Genomic DNA, 16,989 nt, shown 5'->3' on the forward strand with positions numbered 1-16,989 from the left:
TCTCAGTCTGCGTAGTCCGGCAGTTCGACACCGTTGATCGCGCGGCCGACCACGGCCATGAGCGCCTCCATGTCCGCCTCCTGAGGCGGCTCGGCGTCGGGCCGGCGGCTGTCAACGTGCAGGCGGCCGATCTCCTGGTTGGCCTCGACGAACGGGCGCATCCGCTCCTCGTAGCCGGCGAACCCGGCCTTGGGGTCCCAGTCGGCGGCGGCCAGTTCCCCTGCCAGCAGGTAGGCGCCGACCAGGGCCAGTCCGGTGCCGCCGCCGGACATCGGCGACGAGCTGAACGCGGCGTCGCCGATCAACCCGACCCGTCCGTCCGACCAGCGGTCCATCACGACCTGGGCGACCTGGTCGAGGTAGAAGTCCGGGCTGTCGTCGACGTGGGCGAGGATGCGCGGGGCCAACCAGCCCAGCCCTTCCGCCTGCTCGCGCAACAGGCGCTTCTGCCCCTCGATGTCCCGGTGGTCGATGTCGAAGTCGGCCGCGGGGAACGAGAACATCGCCATCGCCTTGGTGGCGTCCTTGAGCGGCCGCAGACCGGCGGAGCGCCCGGTCGCCTGGTCCTGGTAGTCGATCATCCAGCCGTCCACGCCGAACTCGTTGGGCACGGTGTAGAAGGCCAGCACGAGCCCGAGGTGGCGCAGGTACTCCTCACGCGGTCCGAAGACCATCCCGCGCAACGACGAGTGCAGCCCGTCGGCCCCGACCACCAGGTCGAAGCGCCGCCGCCCGCCGCTCGCGAAGGTCACGTCGACGCCGTCCGCGTCCTGGGTGAGCTCGGCGATCCGGTCGTCGAAGACGTACTCGACACCGTCGCGGGTGTCGTCGTAGAGCACCTGGGACAGGTCTCCGCGCAGGATCTCGATGTCCGCGATGTACCCGTCACCGCCGTCGTCGTCGGCGCGGTAGGTCTCCAGCACGGTGCCGTCGACGTCCACGGTGTACGCGCCGGCGGTGTCGGTGCAGGCCGCGCGAATCGTCGCGTCCAGCCCCATCCGCGCGATGACCTCCTTGGCCACCCCGCGCGCGTCCACCGCCTGACCGCCGGGACGCAACCCGGGAGCCCGTTCGACCACGGTCACCTCGGCTCCGCGCCGCCGCAACCAGTGGGCCAGCGCGGGTCCCGCGATGCTCGCCCCTGCCACCAGTACCTTGGCACCGCTCACCACAGGCCCCCAGTTCTCTCGTTCGGAAGACGGGTCCGAAGTGTACGGTGACCTGCGGCACATGCGAGTGATTTCGCTTGTGCCGCAAGAACATTCAACCCACATCGGACTTATCCGGCGGGGATGATCCCGGACTCGTGGGCGATGATCGCGGCCTGCACGCGGTTGCGGACGCCGAGCTGCCGGAAGATCGTGCTGACGTAGACCTTCACGGTGCCTTCGACGACGTGGATGCGGGCCGCGATCTCCGCGTTGGACAGGCCGGCGCCGACCAGGCCGAGCACCTCGCGTTCGCGTGCCGTGAGCACCTCGATCCGTTGCGTCGCAAGCGGTCGCGGGTGTGCGCGGGAGAGCTGGTCCACCACTCGCTTGGCCACCACGGGAGACAGGAACGCGCCGCCGCTCGCGACCGCGCGGACGCCGGAGATGATCTCCTGCGGGTCGCCGGTCTTCAGCACGAACCCGGCCGCGCCCTCCCCCAGCGCCCTGCTGATGTACGCGTCGTCCGCGAACGTCGTCAGCACCAGCGTCTTCGTGCCCGGATGGCACTCGCGGATCACCTTGGCCGCGTCCAGGCCGTCGAACACGGGCATCCGGATGTCGAGCACGGCGACGTCGGGCCGGTGCCGCGCGACGAGGTCGATCGCCTGGCTGCCGTTCTCGGCCTCCGCGACCACCTCGACGTCTCCCGCGGTCGCGAGCACTGCCTTGACGCCGAACCTGACCACCGGTTCGTCGTCCGCGAGCACGACCCTGATCAACCGCTCCTCCTGGCGAGCCACTGCTTGGACACGAGCCGATCATCCCGGAAGCACAGTTGGTGCAGGTCGTGGCGGTCGCCGTCGAACGGGTTGGGGTGCGTGCTGTAGTAGCGGCACTCGGTGCCGGGCGGCGCGGTGACGCCGAGCGGGTTGTCGACGCGGGTGCGCAGCGGCAGGTCCATGTCGTCCTCGTTCTGCCCGAGTTGTGCCCGTTCGAACTGCTGCGGCGTGAGAACGGACGTCACCGCGTCGAACACCATGTAGCCCGGCACACCGATCGCGATTCCCGCGCACACGACCGATGTGATCAGCACGGTCCGGCGCGCGCTCTTGCGAAGCTCCTTCTCCGTGCGCTCGCGACGCACGTGCGTGGGCGTGTTCCGCGCACGTGGGCGTTCCGGGAGCTTCGCCCTGACCTCGAACCCGCCGTCGTCCGAGGGCGCCGCCTCGAACCAGCCGCCGACGAGCGCGACGCGTTCGGCGAGACCCACCAGTCCCTTGCCGCTGCCGACCGCGTGGGTCCTCGGCGCCGGGCCGTTCGTGATCCGCAGTTCGAGGTTCGCGGTGAGAGTCACGGTGACCTTCGCGCCGGGGGCGTGCTTGATCACGTTCGTCAGCGCCTCGGCGGCCACCCGGTGCACGGTCCGCGCGATGATGCCGTCGATCGGCGTCGTGCGGCCGTTGGTGAGGTCGGCGTCGAGTCCGCTTCTGGCAACGACCTCCTCGATCGTCGCGACGGGTTCGTCCTCGTCGGCCCGCAGCACCTGCATGACGTCCGCCAGCCGTTCCGCGGCGGCCGTGACGCTCGCACGGGCGGTCTTGGCGGCTTCGCGTTGTTGTGCGGTGAGCGTCGGTTCCAGTTCCAGCGCACCGGTCAGCAGCGCGGCTCGGGCGAGTTCGTGGCCCACGAGGTCGTGCATCTCGCCCGCGAGCCGGGCACGTTCGGCGTTGCGCGCGTTGTCGACGTCCCGTTCCAGCAAGGAGGCGTGTTCCCAGCCGACCTCCCGCAGTTCCCAGTACCGGCGGCGGAACCGCCCGAAGGCCCAGGGGACGACGCCGAGCACGCCGACGCCGGAGGTCACGGCGAGCGCGGTGTCGGAGCCGCCGCGCTCGGTCAGGGCCACGACGACGCCGGCGATCTCGGCAACGGTCAGGGCGATCGCGGTCGCGCGTGGATCCTGGGCATGCCGCCCGGCGAGGAAGCTCGTGATGGCGAGCGCGGGCGCCAGCGCGATCATGCCGGTGGCGCTGTCGAACTCGACCCGGACGAGGTAGCAGACCAGCCAGGCGCCTAGTGCGAGTCCGAGCGCCACCGCCGGTCTGCGCGGCACGACCTTGAACGCCACCCCGAGCACCGCCAGGTACAGCACCACTTCCCAGACCGCGAGCCGGCCGGGCCGCGAGGTCGCCGCCGCGGCCACCACCAGCGAAGCCGCGCACACCCACAGGACCAGCCGAACCCACACGGCACCCATCATCGCAGTCGCTGCATCACCACGGTCGGCGCGTCGGCGTTGGTCACCACCCTGCGTTGCCTCTTCTTCAGCAGCACCGCGATCCCCCACGACACCAACGCTCCCAGCGCCAGTCCGGCCATCACGTCGTGTACATAGTGGACACCCACGATGACGCGCGACGACGCCGCCGCGATCGCGCAGACCGCCGCGATCCAGCCGTAGGTGCGGTGCAGCGCCCAGATCGCCATCGCGGACGAACCGGCGATCACAGAGTGGTTGCTGGGAAACGACCAGTCGCCCACCTCCGGGCACTCCGCCATCGACGGCCGCGTCCGGCAGGGCCTGTCCTCCTGCACGATCAGCTTGATCACCTCGCTGATCGCGTACGCCACCACCACACCCGCGCCGGCGAGGAACGCCCGCAGCTTGTGCTTGAACCACAACAACAAGAACATCAGCGCGAACACACCGAGCACCGCGTCGGTACCCACAGTCAGCCAGGTCACCCAGCCGAACCTACGAAGGCCGCGGTGCCGGCGCCTCTGCCGTTCGGAACCGATCGGACCTAACTTTCGACAAGGTCGGCTTCGAGTTCGCGGACGATCGGCAGCACGTGCTCACCGAAGTACGCGACCTCCTCCTGGTAGTGCAGGAATCCGAGCAGCAGCAGGTCGACGCCGCGCCGCCGGTACTCCACGATCCGTTCGGCGACCTGCTCGGGCGTGCCGATCAGCTTCGTGCGGAAGCCGTCGTTGTACTGCACCAGGTCCTCGAACGACGAGTCCGCCCACATGCCCCGCTTGTCGCCGGTCGACGCGCCCGCCTGCCGCACGGCGTCGCGGAATCCCTGCACCGCGGGCACGTCCGCCTTCGCCACGATCTCGCGCAACGTCTCCCGCGCCTCCTTCTCGGTGTCGCGGGCGATCATGAAGCCGTTCAGCCCGAACCGGACCCTGCGACCGTTGTCCTGCGCAGCCTTGGACACCTCGGCGATCTGCTCGGAGACGCCGTCGTAGTCCTTGCCGTTCGAGAAGTACCAGTCGGACACGCGGCCTGCCATCGCGCGGGCGGCCGTGGAGTTGCCGCCCTGGAAGATCTCGGGCGCGCCCACGGGTTTCGGCTTCAGGTCGTAGCCGTGCAGGCGGTAGAAGTCGCCCTGGAACTCGCCGGTGTCCCAGGAGGCGCGCAGCACCCGGATGAACTCCTCGGACCGCCGGTAGCGCTCGTCGTGCTCCAGCCACGGTTCACCCAAGGCGGTGAACTCGCCCTTGAACCAGCCGGAGACCACGTTCACCGCGGCCCGTCCCCCGGACAGGTGAGAGGCGGTGGCGATGAGCTTCGCCAGAACCCCTGGCTGCCAGAGGCCCGGATGCACGGCGGCGATCACCTTCAGCCGTTGCGTGGCGAGCAGGAGGGCGAGCGAGAACGACGTCGACTCGTGCTGGTACGCGGCGCCGTACGAAGCCAGATAACGCACCTGCGAGAGCGCGTACTCGAAACCGTTGTTCTCCGCGAGAACAGCCAGGTCGCGGTTGTACTCGTAGGACCAGTCGGTGCGCTGTTCAATGCCGCTCACCACGAGTCCGCCACTCACGTTCGGCACCCAGTAAGCGAACTTCACTCCGTTTTCCGACACTGAGCACTCCTCATGACTACGTGCTACAAATGACATGACAAAGGTGAATCATCGGTGACCGAGATAATCCGTAACCGATATTCGCTTTTCCTCACCATGCGTGAGTGTGCTGCGCCGAAAGGCTGAAAGAGAACACCGCCGAGCGGCTTCTCATCCTTTGGTCACCAGATTGACAACATCGGCCGACTATCGAGATCCTCAGCGCCATGCGCACCGGTGTCGTCCTGGTAGGACGCCTTCACGTGGACCTGGGTCACCAGGCCAGCGCGCTCTGTCGCTCCTTCTGAGCACCTCTCCGCATTTGTATTGAGACGTCCGGGCCGGTTGCCGTGCCGCAACCGTTCACCCGGCGAATTCGGCATGCCCGAAACAAGGAGAACAACGCAATGCGATGGCGAAAAACTCTGGCCGGAGCCGCTGTTGCGGTACTCGCGGCCGGTGTGGTCACGGCCAGCGGGGACAACTCCCCCGCTTATGCCGATGTGCAGACGTTCGTGGACAGCAAGACCGCGTCGGACGGCAAGCAGTACTGGGTGAAGAACCACCTCACCCCGCAGGCACAAACGCGCAGCAGCAGTGGCGAACGGAAGAAGTGGCTTCTCGTCTGGGCTGGAGACGAGAACATCGCGGACACGCTCGTCAAGGACCTCAAGAATCTGCCGGGATCGCTGACCGGCGGGCTCGGCAAGGTCACCAACGCGCTGCCGGGGCCTGACTTCCTCGCGGTCATCGACGCGACGGAGGGCTCGCCGGACTACGGCAAGGTCGTGAACACCGCGACCGTCGGGCCGTTGGTCGAGAACGAGCCGCACCACATGCAGTACGTGTGGCACAAGGGCGACACGATCTACGCGGGCGCGCTGTTCGCGGCGGCCACCTACGCGTTCGACGTGAGCGCACTGCCCCAGTTGAAGCTCAAGGGAATCAGCCTGCCGACGAACACGCTCGGCGGCTCGGTTCCGGACGCCTACTGGACGTTGAAGGACGGCACGGCCTACGGCACCTACATGGGCGGCCCCGTGGTGCCTGGTCCGTACATCTACGGCAACGGGCAGACCGTGGTGGGCAACGGTTTCGCGGGCTCGCCCGGCGCGTTGCTGCGGTTCGACGAAAACGGCAAGGTGCTCTCCCAGGTGTCGGCGGCGACACCTCAGGGCGACGACCCGAAGCTGTGCGCGAACCTGCCACGGCTCGGCGCTCCTTCGTGTGCGAACCCTCACGGCATCCAGGCCCGTGAGGACCTGAACATCCTCGTGACCTCGGACTACGCCGAGCCGCGCAACATCATTCTCGACCCGGTCAAGGCGCCCTCGCCCTACCTGCGTCGCCCGACGGTGCGCACGTGGGACATCTCCGACCGGAACAACCCGAAGCTCAGGGCCGTGAGCTACCTGCAGAACGGTCCCCGTTCCGATCCCGCCGACCCGCTGCACCAGGAGAGCCGCGCGGTCATGGAGACGACGGTGACGAACCTGCCCGGTCACAAGGGCGCGTTCGCCCAGACCATGCAGGGCGGCGCGGTGCACTACACGCCGGACATCACGGCCGCCGAGCCGCACTGGTACGAGGTGTTCGACGACGGATCGGCCGGCAAGGCGATCCACGCGGGCAACGACTCGAACGGCGGCGGTTCGAACGGCGGGTGGATCCAGACCTCGCCCGACGACAAGTACCTCTACCGCGCCATTTCCGGACGGGGCAAGGGCGCGCTCGGCCCGAACGACCCCGGCACCACCGGTGGCGTGTACGTGCTGAACATCGAGAAGCTGCTCGCGGCGGGCACGAACTTCAAGTGCCGCATCGACACGCTGGCCGAGGCGCAGAACGGTGGCGCCGAGTCCGACTGCCCGTCGCTCGCCGGTGCCGTCCCGATCAACCCCGGCACGCCCGCCGCGGGTCCGCACTGGGGCGCGTACGACAACTTCGAGCTCGGCTCCGACGGCTTCTACCGCGAGATCACCTCGCCGAAGCGCATCGCGGTGTCGAACTACTTCGTCGCGCGCACCGGTCTCGACGGTGACCACAAGGTCAACATCGTGAAGATCGGCCCGAACGGCCAACTCGCGCTGGACACGTCGTTCAAGGACGAGTTCTCCGGCCAGGTCGGCATCAACTTCAACCGCAAGGACTGGCCGCACGGCCCGTTCGGCAACGCGAAGCCGCACTCCGAGCTGTTCGTGATCGCGGATGCGGACGTGAAGTAATGGATCATCCCCACGGAGGTTTCGACGCCGCCGAGGGCGTCTCGGTCTGGGTCGTCGTCGTGCGGCTCGCACTGCTGCTCGTGTCGGCCCTGATCGCGGGCTCCGGTCTCGCGGTCACGGTCCCGAAATGGGTGAGGGCCGCGAACTTCGCACTCGCGGCGGTCGCTGCCGGGCTCGCCACGGTGTCACTCGTGGCGTTCGACGCGCACGTGCTCGGCGCGGTGGCGCACGGCGTGCTGGTGGTGCTTGTGCCGGTGCTGCTGGGCAAACCCGCTGCCCGGTGGGTGGCGGCCGCGCTGACGTTGCTGCTGGTGATCGAGACCTCCGTGGGGGACTCCGGCCTGCTGTTGGTGGCCAACACCGTCTACGTGGCCGGTGCGGTCGCGTGGGTGGCGCTGACGCTGGCTCCGGGCGCTCGTTTCCGGCAGCACGCGCTGTCGCTGGGTGTCGTGCTGGCGTTGGCGGGTCTGGTGCGGCTGGTGTCTTCCGGGCTCGCGTTCGACCGGCGGATCCACGAGACGGTGCTCGGCCTCGGGCTGGTGGTCGTGGTGCTGCTTCCGTTGGCAGCACTGGGGATTCGCCGGTACGGAACTCCTGTGGTCGCGGCCTCGCTGCTCGCCTGGAGCGGGCTGGCCGCGATCCCCTCGCCGCAGGAGCTCCCGATTCCCGGTGTTCCGGTGCTGACGTCGGCGGGCGGCGTTCCGGTGCTGATCAGCCCGCACCGGCCCGGCCAGAACCTGGTGCACTTCCCGTCCGGGAACCACCGGGTGAAGGTCGGGGACGGGCCGGAGATCGCGGCCGTGCCCTCGGCGGGCGCGGACGGCACGTGGGCTCTGGTCGACCTGCCGGCCGGGCGTGGCGAGATCACGGTGGTCACGGGCGAGGACGACTTCGGGGTCTCGTTCGACACCGGAACAGCGCCTGGTCCGGCGGCCGGCGAGGAGTGCGCGTCCGCGGCTCTCGGTGGTCTGGTGAGCGGCCGGCGGGACGTGCTCACGTCGTGCCCGGCCGACGAACTGTCCACTGAGGACGCGGACTCGCTGGCGAAGCTGGTGACGTTCCTGAAGAACAAGGGCGTCACCAGCGTCAAGCTCGTCGAGGACGGCACACCGCGCGGCGTCCGGGCCGCCGCGCTGGTGCGTTCCTCCCTGCCGGTGAGCGATTCCGGCGACGCGCTGGTGGTGCTGTCCGGCTGGTCGGACGGGTACAGGGCGTTGTCACGGGCGGGCGTCGAGCAGGCGGAAAGCCCGGTCTACCCGCACGGCCTGTACGTCGCGCCGTGGTTGCTGACGACCCCCATCGCGACCTCGGTGACCACGTTGGCCGTGCCTCTGCGGTTCGACCCGCGCGAACAGCTGCCGATCGGCTACGCGATCGAGATCGGCAACGAGTTCGGTGGCGCGAACCCGACGCCCGCGGGGTTCCGGTCGTGGCTGGGCGGTCAGTCCGCCGGCGACCAGGTGCAGATCTACGCGGTCGCGCAGGTGACCGCGATGCCGATGGGACCGGGCGAGGCGCACGGTCCCGGCATGCCCATGCAGGAAGAGCTGGCGGGGCAATGGGTCCCGAAAGCCACCGTCGTACCGGTCAGTCCGGTGCTGTCGTGAAGGAGAGAGATGGCGACGCAGTTCCTCACCGAGTCCGTGCCGATCTGGGTCCTGCCCGGACTCGACCTGGGCTCCGTGCTCGACCCGACGATCGGCGTTCCCGCCGCTCTGGCACCGATCTTCGAACTGCTCAAGTTCGTCGGCGGCTGATTTTTCCCTCCAGGAAAGGAAGTTCCATGAAGAAGATCGTTGCGGCGGCTGTGCTCAGCGGTGCCGTGCTCGCCGGTTTCGCCTCGCCCGCGCTCGCCGACCCGGTGGTCGTGGACAAGCCGGACACCAGTGACCTCAACAACAAGTGGACGACCGCGCCGCTGGGCGTCCCGGTCTTCGGGCTGATCGAGTCCGTGGTCAAGGCCCCCAACTTCATCATCCCCAACTAGTCCCGTTCAGGAGTTCCCGGTGACGACGCAGTACTTCCCGACATCGTGCGCGGCCCCGGTCCCCTCTCCGGAGGAACCGGTCCGCACCGTCCCGCTGGTCGTCGCCGGGCTCCTGGCGGTCGGCCTGACCTGGTTCGTGTGGGCCTCCTACGGCGCCAAGCAGGGCGTGTTGCTCGCGCTCGGCCTGGCGCTGGGCCTGGCGTTGTTCCACTCCCGCTTCGGTTTCACCTCGGCGTGGCGGCAGCTGATCGCCGTGGGCAACGGGGCGGGGCTGCGCGCTCACACCGTGCTGCTCGGCACGGCGGCCACGCTGATCGCGTTGATCATCTCGACCGGCTCCGGGCTCTTCGGGTCGGTGCCCAAGGCCGTGGGCAATCCCCTGGGACTGGCGTTGCTGGTGGGCGCGGTGCTGTTCGCGATCGGCATGCAGCTCGGCGGCGCCTGTGCGTCCGGCACGTTGTTCGCGGTCGGGTCGGGGCAGTCGACGATCGTGCTGACGCTGTTCGGTTTCATCGCCGGGTCCGTGCTCTACACCTGGGCGTTCCCGCTGTTCGACGGCTGGCCCGCGTTCCCCGCCGTGGTGCTGTCCGAGCACGTCGGCTGGTGGGGTTCGTGGCTCATCACGATCGCGGCGCTCACGGCCATCTTCTTCGTGACGCGGCTGGCGCAGGCCCGTCGCAACCCGCCGCCGGCCGACGTGGTGCCGACCGCGCACGGGCTCGCCCGCGTGGTCCGTGGTTCGTGGCCTCTGCTGGTCGGCGCGCTGGTGCTCGGCGTGCTGGCGGCGGCGGTGTTCCTGGTGTCCGGTGGTATCTGGGGCGTCACGTTCGCGTTCGCGCTGTGGGGTGCGAAGGTCGTGCAGCTGCTCGGGCTGCACCCCGAGGCGTGGGAGTTCTGGCAGACGCCTGCCAACGCCAAGGCGCTCGCCGCTCCGATCTGGACGGACAAGACGTCGCTGACGAACATCGGCATCATGATCGGCGCCGCCATCGCTGCGGCGGCGGCCGGAGCGTGGAAGATTCACAGCAGCATCCCGTGGCGGACGGCGCTCGCGGCGGTGCTGGGAGGTGTGCTGATGGGCGTGGGCGCTCGGCTCGCCGGTGGCTGCAACATCGGCGCGTACCTCGGCGGCATCTCCGTCGGGTCGCTGCACGGGTGGCTGTGGGGCGTGTTCGCGCTGGGCGGCACGTGGATCGGGCTGAGGTTGCGGCCGTTGTTCGGGCTCGCGAACCCGCAGCCGAGCGACTCGGTCTGCTAATGAGACGGGCGGCCATCGCACTCGTCCAGGTCCTCGGTCTGGCCGTGTGGTTCTCGATGTCCGCCGTCGTTCCCTCCCTGCGGGTCGAGTGGGGCATCAGCGCGGGCGCGGCGGTGTGGCTGACCGCGTCCGTGCAGCTCGGGTTCGTGGTGGGCGCGGTCGGGGCCACGGTGCTCAACCTGGCCGACCGCGTCCGCCCGCACCTGCTGATCGCCGGTTCGGCGGCCTTGGGTGCGGCCTTCACGCTGGTGCTCGGGCTGTTCGTGGACGGGCTGGCCGCCGCGATCCCGTTGCGGTTCCTGACCGGGGTGGCGCTCGCGGGCGTCTACCCGGTGGGCATGAAGCTGATGGCGTCCTGGTCGGAGACCCGCACCCGCGGCCGTGCGCTGGGGGTGCTGATCGGAGCGTTGACACTGGGGTCGGCGCTCCCCCACGTGTTCGGGCGGCTGCCGTGGCGCGAGGTGCTCGTCGCGGCCGCGCTGATCGCGTTCCTCGGTGCCGTGGTCGCGCTTCTGTTCGTGCGGCCGGGGCCGTTCGTGAGTGGGACGACCGCGCAGCTCAACCCGCGTTATGCCGTGCAGATGTTCCGCGAGCGCAAGCCGCGGCTGGTGAACCTCGGCTACTTCGGCCACATGTGGGAGCTGTACGCGCTGTGGACGTGGCTGCCGACGTTCCTGCTGAGCTCGGGTGAACCCGTCGGTCTCACCGTGTTCCTGACGATGGGCGTGGCGGGGTTCGCCGGCTGCCTGGTGGGCGGCTGGGCGGCGGACCGGTTCGGCCGCGCGCCCGCCGCCGTCGGGGCGCTGACGGTGAGCGGGCTCTGCTGCCTGCTCTCGCCGCTGGTCTGGGGAACGCCGCTGCTGATCGCGTTCTGCGCGGTGTGGGGCGCCTCGGTGATCGCGGACTCCGGGGTGTTCTCGGCGTCGCTGAGCGAGGTCGCCGACCCTCGCTACGTCGGGACGGCCCTCACCGCGCTGACCGCCGTCGGGTTCGGCCTGACCGTGGTCAGCATCCAGCTCGTTCCGCTGCTCGCCGAGGTCGTGACCTGGCGTTACGCGTTCTTGTTGCTCGTACCGGGGCCGGTGGTCGGCGCGCTCGCCATGCTCAGGACCAGGTCGTAGTAGCCGTCGGGGTTGTCCGCGCCGGACCGCCCGTCGACGAGCTCCCGCACGATGTCGCAGTGCCCGGCGTGCTGCGCGGTCTCCGCCGTGACCCGCACGAGCAGGTGCCCGAACGTCGTCTGCCGCTTGTGCTCCGGCCACCACTCGACCTCGGCGGGCGCGTCCAGCGGCAGTTCCGCGATCGACTCGTCGGAGTGTTTCCAGGCCTGGCGGTACAGGTCGACGAGGTACTCGCGGCTCTCCGTGGGTTTGGCCCACATGTCGCCGTTCTCCCAGATCGACTTGTCCTCGACCCACGGCAGCGTGACCGGCGCCGGGCGGCCCGCGCTCGCGCCCAGATACCCGAACTCGATGCCGATGAGGTGCTTCACCAGACCGAGCAGGTTGGTGCCGCTGGGCACGAGCGGTCGCCGGACGTCGTACTCGGCGAGTCCGTCCAAAGAGGACACGATCGAGTCGCGGCAAGCCTGCAGATAGCGCTGGAGGTCCTCGGAAATCATGGCCTCGACACTAACGCTGGACGGCGACGACTTCCTTCGGTTTCGCCACGGTCTCCTGGGGAGGCCTCAGCACGTCCGGTGCAGTCCCCCACTGGCTGTACACGGCCGTGAGCCGCGCTTGCTGCTTGTCGGGCGACGGCCCGCTCTGCTCGACCCGGACCACCCGGTTCTCGTCGTCCACCTCGACGACGAGACGGACGTCGCCGTTGGTGTAGCCGCCCGAGTGCGGCACTCCGCCCGCTGCGAACACGTACCGGCCGCCGTCCCGTTCGATGAGGCGGAGGGTGTCGCGGTCGACGTCTCCGAACAGGTTGCCGGGGTGGTAGTCCTGCGTGGCCATCGACAGGTCCCTGGCGTACGGCCCCACCCAGGGCGCGTCGTTGAGTCCCATGCTGGTGAAGGCCTTGCCCGGCGGCAGGGTGAGCCCGCTGTGCTGCAGGTACCCGACGTCGCCCACGGTCACCCAGCGGTAGTCGGTGGTGCGGTACCTGTTCTCGACGTGCGCGGTCACGTCCTCCTGCGTCGTGGCACCGCCGTTGCCGACGTGGAGCACGCCCGCGTAGGTCTGCCTGCGCGAATCCTTGCCCTCGACCTCGATCCTGACGTCGAACCGCACCGATCCCTGCCTCTGGGCGGTCTGCTGCCACTCCCGGAGCAGGGCCACCGGATCAGCGGGCGTGGTCGAGCATGCGGTCAGCACGAGGAGCAGGGACAGGGCCAGGCGCATCCCGAGATGATGCTCGACTTCGGGCCCGAACAAAGCACTTTCGACTGATTCACGGACAGTGACCACAGGTCAGCTGCGTATCGCTTGAACGGCGCTCAAGTTTCGCTAGAGCGGCCCATCGTCTAGGACACAAGCTGACCTCAAGTGGTCCTAGAGTCGTTCATGTCGGGACAAACGAGCGAAGGACAGAAGCGATGACCACCACCGAGACCCTCACCGGCGAGCGCGCGGACCTCCTCGAAACCCTCAATCAGCACCGCTGGTTCCTGACGTTCACCGCGCAGGGTCTGAGCGACGAGCAGGCGGCGTCGAGCCCGACGGCCAGCGCTCTGTGCATCGGCGGGCTCATCAAGCACGTCGGCACGGTGGAGCAGAGCTGGGTGCGGTTCATCGAGCAGGGCACCGCGGCCATGGAGACCGACCCGGAGTCCGAGGACTACGAGAACCACGCGCGCACGTTCCGGATGGAGCCGGGCGAGACGCTGGAGAGCATCATCGCCCAGTACAACGAGATCGCGGCCTACACCGACAAGCTGGTCGAGACGGTCGACATGGACCTCTCCCACGCGCTGCCGTCCGCCCCGTGGTTCCCCGAGGGCAAGACGTGGTCGGCGCGGCGCGTGTTCGTGCACATCGTCGCCGAGACCTCGCAGCACGCGGGCCACGCGGACATCATCCGCGAGACGATCGACGGTCAGAAGACCATGGGCTAAGCCTTCGGCGGCGAGAAGGTCGAGAGGAACTGGTCCCGGAAGTCGCTCATCCGCGACACCGGGGCCGACCCTCCCGGCTTGATCCCGTCGTCCCACTTCCAGTCCGCGACCCGCTCCATCACGGCCGGGTCCTTGGCGACGATGGTGATCGGCACGTCCCGCGACGCTCCTTCGCCGGTCACCATCTGCGCGGGCTGGTGGTCGCCGAGGAACACCATCACCAGGTTCTCGTCGCCGTACTTCTCGATGTAGGAGAGCACGGACTCGAGCGAGTACGAGATGGAGTGCGCGTAGTCGGCGCGCACGGCCGCCGGGTCGCGGCCGAAGATCGACTCCGGCGGGTCGTTCGAGGCGGGCATGGTCGAGTAGATCGAGCCGTCACCGAGCTCGTCCCACTCCACGGAGTCCGGCGTCGGTGACCACGGCGCGTGCGAGGACACCATCGGGATCGCCGCCATCACCGGGCTGTGCGCCTTCGAGCGCTCGTTGCGTTGGAACGACTCCAAGGTGAACTGGTCAGGGGTCGTCGCGTAGCCGAAGCGCGGTCCCTTGTAACCGAGGTCCTGGGCGGCGTAGATCTGGTTGTAGTGGAAGAAGTCGCCCTCCGGCCACGCCTGCGTGATGCCCGGGACGACACCGACCGAGCGCCACGACGACTCGCGGAACGCGCGCGGCAGCGTCAGCCGGTCGGAGGCCACGAGGTTGCGGTAGCGCTGCTGGTTGTCGATCCACAGCCCGGACAGCAACGTCGCCTGCGCCATCCAGCTGCCACCGCCCGCGGTCGGCGAGGTCAGGTACGCGGAACGAGCCGAGTAGCCGGCCGTCTTCAGGCGATCATTGCCCTGAGCCAGCTTCGACGCGACGTCCGGCATGTCGAGCGCCGACTTGCCGTAGCTCTCCACGAACGTGAAGACGACGTCCTTGCCCTGCAACGAGGACAACAGCCCGGGATGCCCGCGGAACGCGTCGACCGAAGCCTCCGCCGCGAACACCTCCTTGTCGTTCAGACCTGCCTGAACGCGGCGCGCGTGATCCACCAACGACGTGGCTGCGGCGTCGGAGTAGACCGGAACTCCTGGCACGGCAAGCGAAACACAGGCGACCGCGACCAGAGCCACGGCGCGGATCGCGATCGGGCGCCGTCCGGCGGCCACCGAACTGAGGCGCTGCACCGAGATCGCCGCCACGAACACGATTCCGCCGACCAGCGCGACCGCGAGTCCGACCGCCAGGACGGAGGCGAAGCGGCCGAACGTCACGTCCACGAAGTCGATGGCGGGCACCAGCAACGGCCAGTCCAGCACGAGGTCGAACGGCCGGTACAGCACCATGTCGAAGCCGATGTCCATGATCTTCACGACCGTGAACAGGCCCAGCGCGACGCCACCGGCGATGGCCGCGGGCCTGCGGAACCGGTCCGGCAGCAGCACCAGCACCATCACGCCGATGAGACCTTCGAGCGGCACCCTCAGGAACGCCTCGAAGGAGAACTTCTCGAGGTCGCTCGGTGCGATGAGCACGAACAACACGAACAGCCCTGCCAGGACCGTGACCGTCCGCCGCAGCAACATCCTCACCGAGACTCCCCTTTCCAGACCCTATGAGGTAAACGCGGCGCGGCCCGCGAACGGTTCACCTGCTCTACGATCGGTTCTCGTGACCCGCCCGCACGTTCTGCTGAGCGTCGCCGTCAGCCTCGACGGCCACATCGACGATCGCGGCACCGAGAGGTTTCCGCTTTCCAACGACGAGGACTTCGATCACGTCGACCGGATGCGCGCGGAGTCGGACGCGATTCTGGCCGGGGCCGAGACGTTGCGGCGCGACAACGCGCGGCTGCTCGTCTACAGCGACGAACGGCGCGCGCGGAGAATAGCGGACGGCAAACCCGAGTTCCCGTTGCGAGTCACGGTCACCCGCAGCGGCCAACTGGATCCTGACCTGCGGTTCTGGCACTGCGGTGGTGAGCGGCTGGTCTACTCGCGCAGCGCCGAGACCACGGTCGGGCACCTCGCCGAAACGAAGACCTTCAGTGACTTTTCAGAAATCCTGGACGATCTCGGCGCGCGTGGAGTGAGAAAGCTCATGGTCGAAGGCGGCACGAGCATTCACACGGCGTTCCTCGAAGCCGGACTGGCCGACGAGATCCGGGTGGCGGTGGCACCGATGCTGATCGGACAGGCGACGGCCCCGCGTTTCGTGAATCCCGCCGAATTCCCCGGTGGACCGGCACGCCGATTCCACCTGGAGGACGTCACGAAAGTCGGGGACGTCGCGGTGCTCCGCTACTTCCCGAAAGTCACTTCCTGACGAGCTTCAGCGCGCCGAGGATCTGCTCGCGGCGGTAGACCGCGATCACCAGCGCCCACACCATGAAGATCAGCGGCATCAGCGCGTCGTCGAAGCCGCCGTTGGTGACCAGCGTGAGCTCGGTCAGCGCCGCGCCGGCCATGATGCCCGCGAGGCCCAGCGCCGCGAGGCCGCAGATGGGCGGGATGAGCAGGCCGATCGCGGTGCCGATCTCCAGCACGCCGGTGAAGTACCGGAACCACTGGCCGAAGCCGATGTCGTCGAACTTGGCGACGAACGAGTCGGTGAACAACGCGTAGCCGTTCATCACGAACTGCACGGCGAGCACGATCTGCAGGATCCAGACGACGATGTTGCCGATCTTCGCCGTGGTCGAGGTCTGCTCAGACATGGCGGGATTGTCCCACTCGGACAGCGGCGTTGGTCCACAGCCAGAGCACATCGCGACCGAACGACCACACCAGCGATGCCAGCGCGAGACCGACGAGGACGGCCGCGTACGGCAGCAGGCCCGAGGCCGCCACGACGAGGAAGATCCCTTGGACCGCGGCCACGACCTTGCGGGCGTAGCTGCCCGGCAGCGGCGCGTTCATCCAGCGCAAACCCCAGGAAGCGGCCACGAACACGTACCGCATGAGCCCGATCGCGAGCACCCACGGACCCAGGTGCACGGCGACGTACGCGCTGAGCACGAGGATCAGGAACGCGTCGACCTCCATGTCGAACCGGGCACCCAGCGCGGTCGAGGTGCCCGTGCGGCGAGCGACCTGACCGTCCACCCAGTCGAGTGACAACGCGACGGCGGCCAGCGTCACGACCAGCGCGACCGGCACGTCCTGCCCTGCGCGGTCCGCGACCAGGGCGGTGACCGCGCCGACCATCAGGCCGCGGGCCAGCGTGACCCGGTCAGCCGGCCCCAACGCCGAGGTGCGGTGCCGTTGCATGCCGTAGCCGAGGAACGCCCACGTGGCGAACCCGTAGGCCAGACCGGCGGCCCAGCCGAGCGGCCCGAGACCGGCTGTGGCACCGACCACGCCCAGCGCGAGGACCTGAAGCCCTGCCCAGATGGCAGGCTCCCGCAGGACGGGTGCCGTCCTGGTGTGCTGAAGTGTGATCATCAGGTGCCCCTAACGAACTTCGTGCGGC

General features: G+C 68.8%; 18 protein-coding genes. 8 read left to right on the plus strand and 10 right to left on the minus strand.

The features are described 5' to 3' along the window. Positions 1-2: 2 nt before the first annotated feature. From ACIQF0_RS34085 to sfnG, 5 genes are all read right to left on the minus strand, one after another. Positions 3-1,169 (minus strand): FAD-dependent monooxygenase, encoded by a 1,167-nt coding sequence (locus tag ACIQF0_RS34085; protein WP_401036488.1) that lies wholly within the window; start codon positions 1,167-1,169, stop codon positions 3-5. 110 nt (positions 1,170-1,279) lie between these two features. Next, the gene (locus ACIQF0_RS34090; protein WP_093599291.1) at positions 1,280-1,930 is read right to left on the minus strand and encodes a response regulator transcription factor; all 651 of its coding nucleotides are present in this window, start codon (positions 1,928-1,930) and stop codon (positions 1,280-1,282) included. Then, the gene (locus tag ACIQF0_RS34095) at positions 1,927-3,396 is read right to left on the minus strand and encodes a sensor histidine kinase (protein ID WP_401036491.1); all 1,470 of its coding nucleotides are present in this window, start codon (positions 3,394-3,396) and stop codon (positions 1,927-1,929) included. Before ACIQF0_RS34095 ends, ACIQF0_RS34090 begins: the two co-directional genes overlap by 4 nt. Positions 3,397-3,404: 8 nt before the next feature. Next, on the minus strand, positions 3,405-3,893 hold the full coding sequence (locus tag ACIQF0_RS34100; protein ID WP_401036494.1) for a phosphatase PAP2 family protein: 489 nt from the start codon (positions 3,891-3,893) through the stop codon (positions 3,405-3,407). A 59-nt stretch (positions 3,894-3,952) separates the two neighbouring features. Next, positions 3,953-5,023 (minus strand): dimethylsulfone monooxygenase SfnG, encoded by a 1,071-nt coding sequence (gene sfnG / locus ACIQF0_RS34105; RefSeq protein ID WP_401036497.1) that lies wholly within the window; start codon positions 5,021-5,023, stop codon positions 3,953-3,955. 386 nt (positions 5,024-5,409) lie between these two features. Between sfnG and ACIQF0_RS34110 the strand changes: the two genes are divergently transcribed. The 6 genes from ACIQF0_RS34110 to ACIQF0_RS34135 are packed head-to-tail and all read left to right on the plus strand — an operon-like array spanning position 5,410 to position 11,593. Next, a complete protein-coding gene (locus ACIQF0_RS34110) occupies positions 5,410-7,227 on the plus strand; it encodes a hypothetical protein (RefSeq protein ID WP_401036500.1) in 1,818 nt (605 codons plus the stop codon). Then, the gene (locus ACIQF0_RS34115; protein ID WP_401036503.1) at positions 7,227-8,834 is read left to right on the plus strand and encodes a hypothetical protein; all 1,608 of its coding nucleotides are present in this window, start codon (positions 7,227-7,229) and stop codon (positions 8,832-8,834) included. The genes ACIQF0_RS34110 and ACIQF0_RS34115 overlap by 1 nt, the downstream gene beginning before the upstream one ends. Before the next feature lie 9 nt (positions 8,835-8,843). Continuing rightward, positions 8,844-8,984 carry a hypothetical protein gene (locus ACIQF0_RS34120; RefSeq protein WP_360039932.1) on the plus strand — a complete coding sequence of 47 codons (141 nt, stop codon included), beginning with the start codon at positions 8,844-8,846 and terminating at the stop codon, positions 8,982-8,984. 26 nt (positions 8,985-9,010) lie between these two features. Beyond that, complete coding sequence (locus ACIQF0_RS34125) at positions 9,011-9,214, plus strand: hypothetical protein (protein WP_401036505.1); 204 nt, start codon at positions 9,011-9,013, stop codon at positions 9,212-9,214. A 19-nt stretch (positions 9,215-9,233) separates the two neighbouring features. Next, positions 9,234-10,472 (plus strand): YeeE/YedE family protein, encoded by a 1,239-nt coding sequence (locus ACIQF0_RS34130; RefSeq protein WP_401036508.1) that lies wholly within the window; start codon positions 9,234-9,236, stop codon positions 10,470-10,472. Continuing rightward, positions 10,472-11,593, plus strand: coding sequence for an MFS transporter (locus ACIQF0_RS34135; RefSeq protein ID WP_401036510.1), 1,122 nt, complete (start codon positions 10,472-10,474; stop codon positions 11,591-11,593). The genes ACIQF0_RS34130 and ACIQF0_RS34135 overlap by 1 nt, the downstream gene beginning before the upstream one ends. Here the strand turns inward: ACIQF0_RS34135 and ACIQF0_RS34140 are convergent. Both ACIQF0_RS34140 and ACIQF0_RS34145 read right to left on the minus strand, forming a co-directional pair. Next, positions 11,524-12,093 carry a DinB family protein gene (locus tag ACIQF0_RS34140; protein ID WP_401036513.1) on the minus strand — a complete coding sequence of 190 codons (570 nt, stop codon included), beginning with the start codon at positions 12,091-12,093 and terminating at the stop codon, positions 11,524-11,526. The two genes, ACIQF0_RS34135 and ACIQF0_RS34140, sit on opposite strands and share 70 nt — an antisense overlap. A gap of 10 nt (positions 12,094-12,103) precedes the next feature. Then, on the minus strand, positions 12,104-12,820 hold the full coding sequence (locus tag ACIQF0_RS34145; protein ID WP_401036516.1) for a hypothetical protein: 717 nt from the start codon (positions 12,818-12,820) through the stop codon (positions 12,104-12,106). Positions 12,821-13,014: 194 nt separating this feature from the next. On the opposite strand from ACIQF0_RS34145, the gene ACIQF0_RS34150 reads away from it, so the two are divergent. Further along, positions 13,015-13,533, plus strand: coding sequence for a DinB family protein (locus ACIQF0_RS34150; RefSeq protein ID WP_401036518.1), 519 nt, complete (start codon positions 13,015-13,017; stop codon positions 13,531-13,533). Here the strand turns inward: ACIQF0_RS34150 and ACIQF0_RS34155 are convergent. Further along, a complete protein-coding gene (locus ACIQF0_RS34155; RefSeq protein ID WP_401036806.1) occupies positions 13,530-15,104 on the minus strand; it encodes a sulfatase in 1,575 nt (524 codons plus the stop codon). The two genes, ACIQF0_RS34150 and ACIQF0_RS34155, sit on opposite strands and share 4 nt — an antisense overlap. Here ACIQF0_RS34155 and ACIQF0_RS34160 point away from each other — a divergent pair. Further along, a complete protein-coding gene (locus ACIQF0_RS34160) occupies positions 15,082-15,843 on the plus strand; it encodes a RibD family protein (RefSeq protein ID WP_401036520.1) in 762 nt (253 codons plus the stop codon). The two genes, ACIQF0_RS34155 and ACIQF0_RS34160, sit on opposite strands and share 23 nt — an antisense overlap. On the opposite strand, the gene ACIQF0_RS34165 is transcribed toward ACIQF0_RS34160, so the two are convergent. Further along, entirely contained in the window at positions 15,833-16,234 is a 402-nt protein-coding gene (locus ACIQF0_RS34165) for a DoxX family protein (protein WP_401036522.1), read from the minus strand. The two genes, ACIQF0_RS34160 and ACIQF0_RS34165, sit on opposite strands and share 11 nt — an antisense overlap. Next, positions 16,227-16,961 (minus strand): CDP-alcohol phosphatidyltransferase family protein, encoded by a 735-nt coding sequence (locus ACIQF0_RS34170; protein WP_360039908.1) that lies wholly within the window; start codon positions 16,959-16,961, stop codon positions 16,227-16,229. The genes ACIQF0_RS34165 and ACIQF0_RS34170 overlap by 8 nt, the downstream gene beginning before the upstream one ends. Positions 16,962-16,989: the final 28 nt, after the last annotated feature.

Origin of the sequence: Lentzea sp. NPDC092896 (assembly GCF_044754905.1) — a bacterium.
In the GTDB taxonomy this organism is placed as follows: domain Bacteria; phylum Actinomycetota; class Actinomycetes; order Mycobacteriales; family Pseudonocardiaceae; genus Lentzea.

What these genes read in the sequence shown, in the direction of transcription:
- ACIQF0_RS34110 (WP_401036500.1), top strand. Translation starts at nt 5,410, where the DNA reads ATGCGATGGCGAAAAACTCTGGCCGGAGCCGCTGTTGCGGTACTCGCG.
- ACIQF0_RS34115 (WP_401036503.1), top strand. Translation starts at nt 7,227, where the DNA reads ATGGATCATCCCCACGGAGGTTTCGACGCCGCCGAGGGCGTCTCGGTC.
- ACIQF0_RS34120 (WP_360039932.1), top strand. Translation starts at nt 8,844, where the DNA reads ATGGCGACGCAGTTCCTCACCGAGTCCGTGCCGATCTGGGTCCTGCCC.
- ACIQF0_RS34125 (WP_401036505.1), top strand. Translation starts at nt 9,011, where the DNA reads ATGAAGAAGATCGTTGCGGCGGCTGTGCTCAGCGGTGCCGTGCTCGCC.
- ACIQF0_RS34135 (WP_401036510.1), top strand. Translation starts at nt 10,472, where the DNA reads ATGAGACGGGCGGCCATCGCACTCGTCCAGGTCCTCGGTCTGGCCGTG.
- ACIQF0_RS34140 (WP_401036513.1), bottom strand. Translation starts at nt 12,093, where the DNA reads ATGATTTCCGAGGACCTCCAGCGCTATCTGCAGGCTTGCCGCGACTCG.
- ACIQF0_RS34145 (WP_401036516.1), bottom strand. Translation starts at nt 12,820, where the DNA reads ATGCGCCTGGCCCTGTCCCTGCTCCTCGTGCTGACCGCATGCTCGACC.
- ACIQF0_RS34150 (WP_401036518.1), top strand. Translation starts at nt 13,015, where the DNA reads ATGACCACCACCGAGACCCTCACCGGCGAGCGCGCGGACCTCCTCGAA.
- ACIQF0_RS34155 (WP_401036806.1), bottom strand. Translation starts at nt 15,104, where the DNA reads ATGTTGCTGCGGCGGACGGTCACGGTCCTGGCAGGGCTGTTCGTGTTG.
- ACIQF0_RS34165 (WP_401036522.1), bottom strand. Translation starts at nt 16,234, where the DNA reads ATGTCTGAGCAGACCTCGACCACGGCGAAGATCGGCAACATCGTCGTC.
- ACIQF0_RS34170 (WP_360039908.1), bottom strand. Translation starts at nt 16,961, where the DNA reads ATGATCACACTTCAGCACACCAGGACGGCACCCGTCCTGCGGGAGCCT.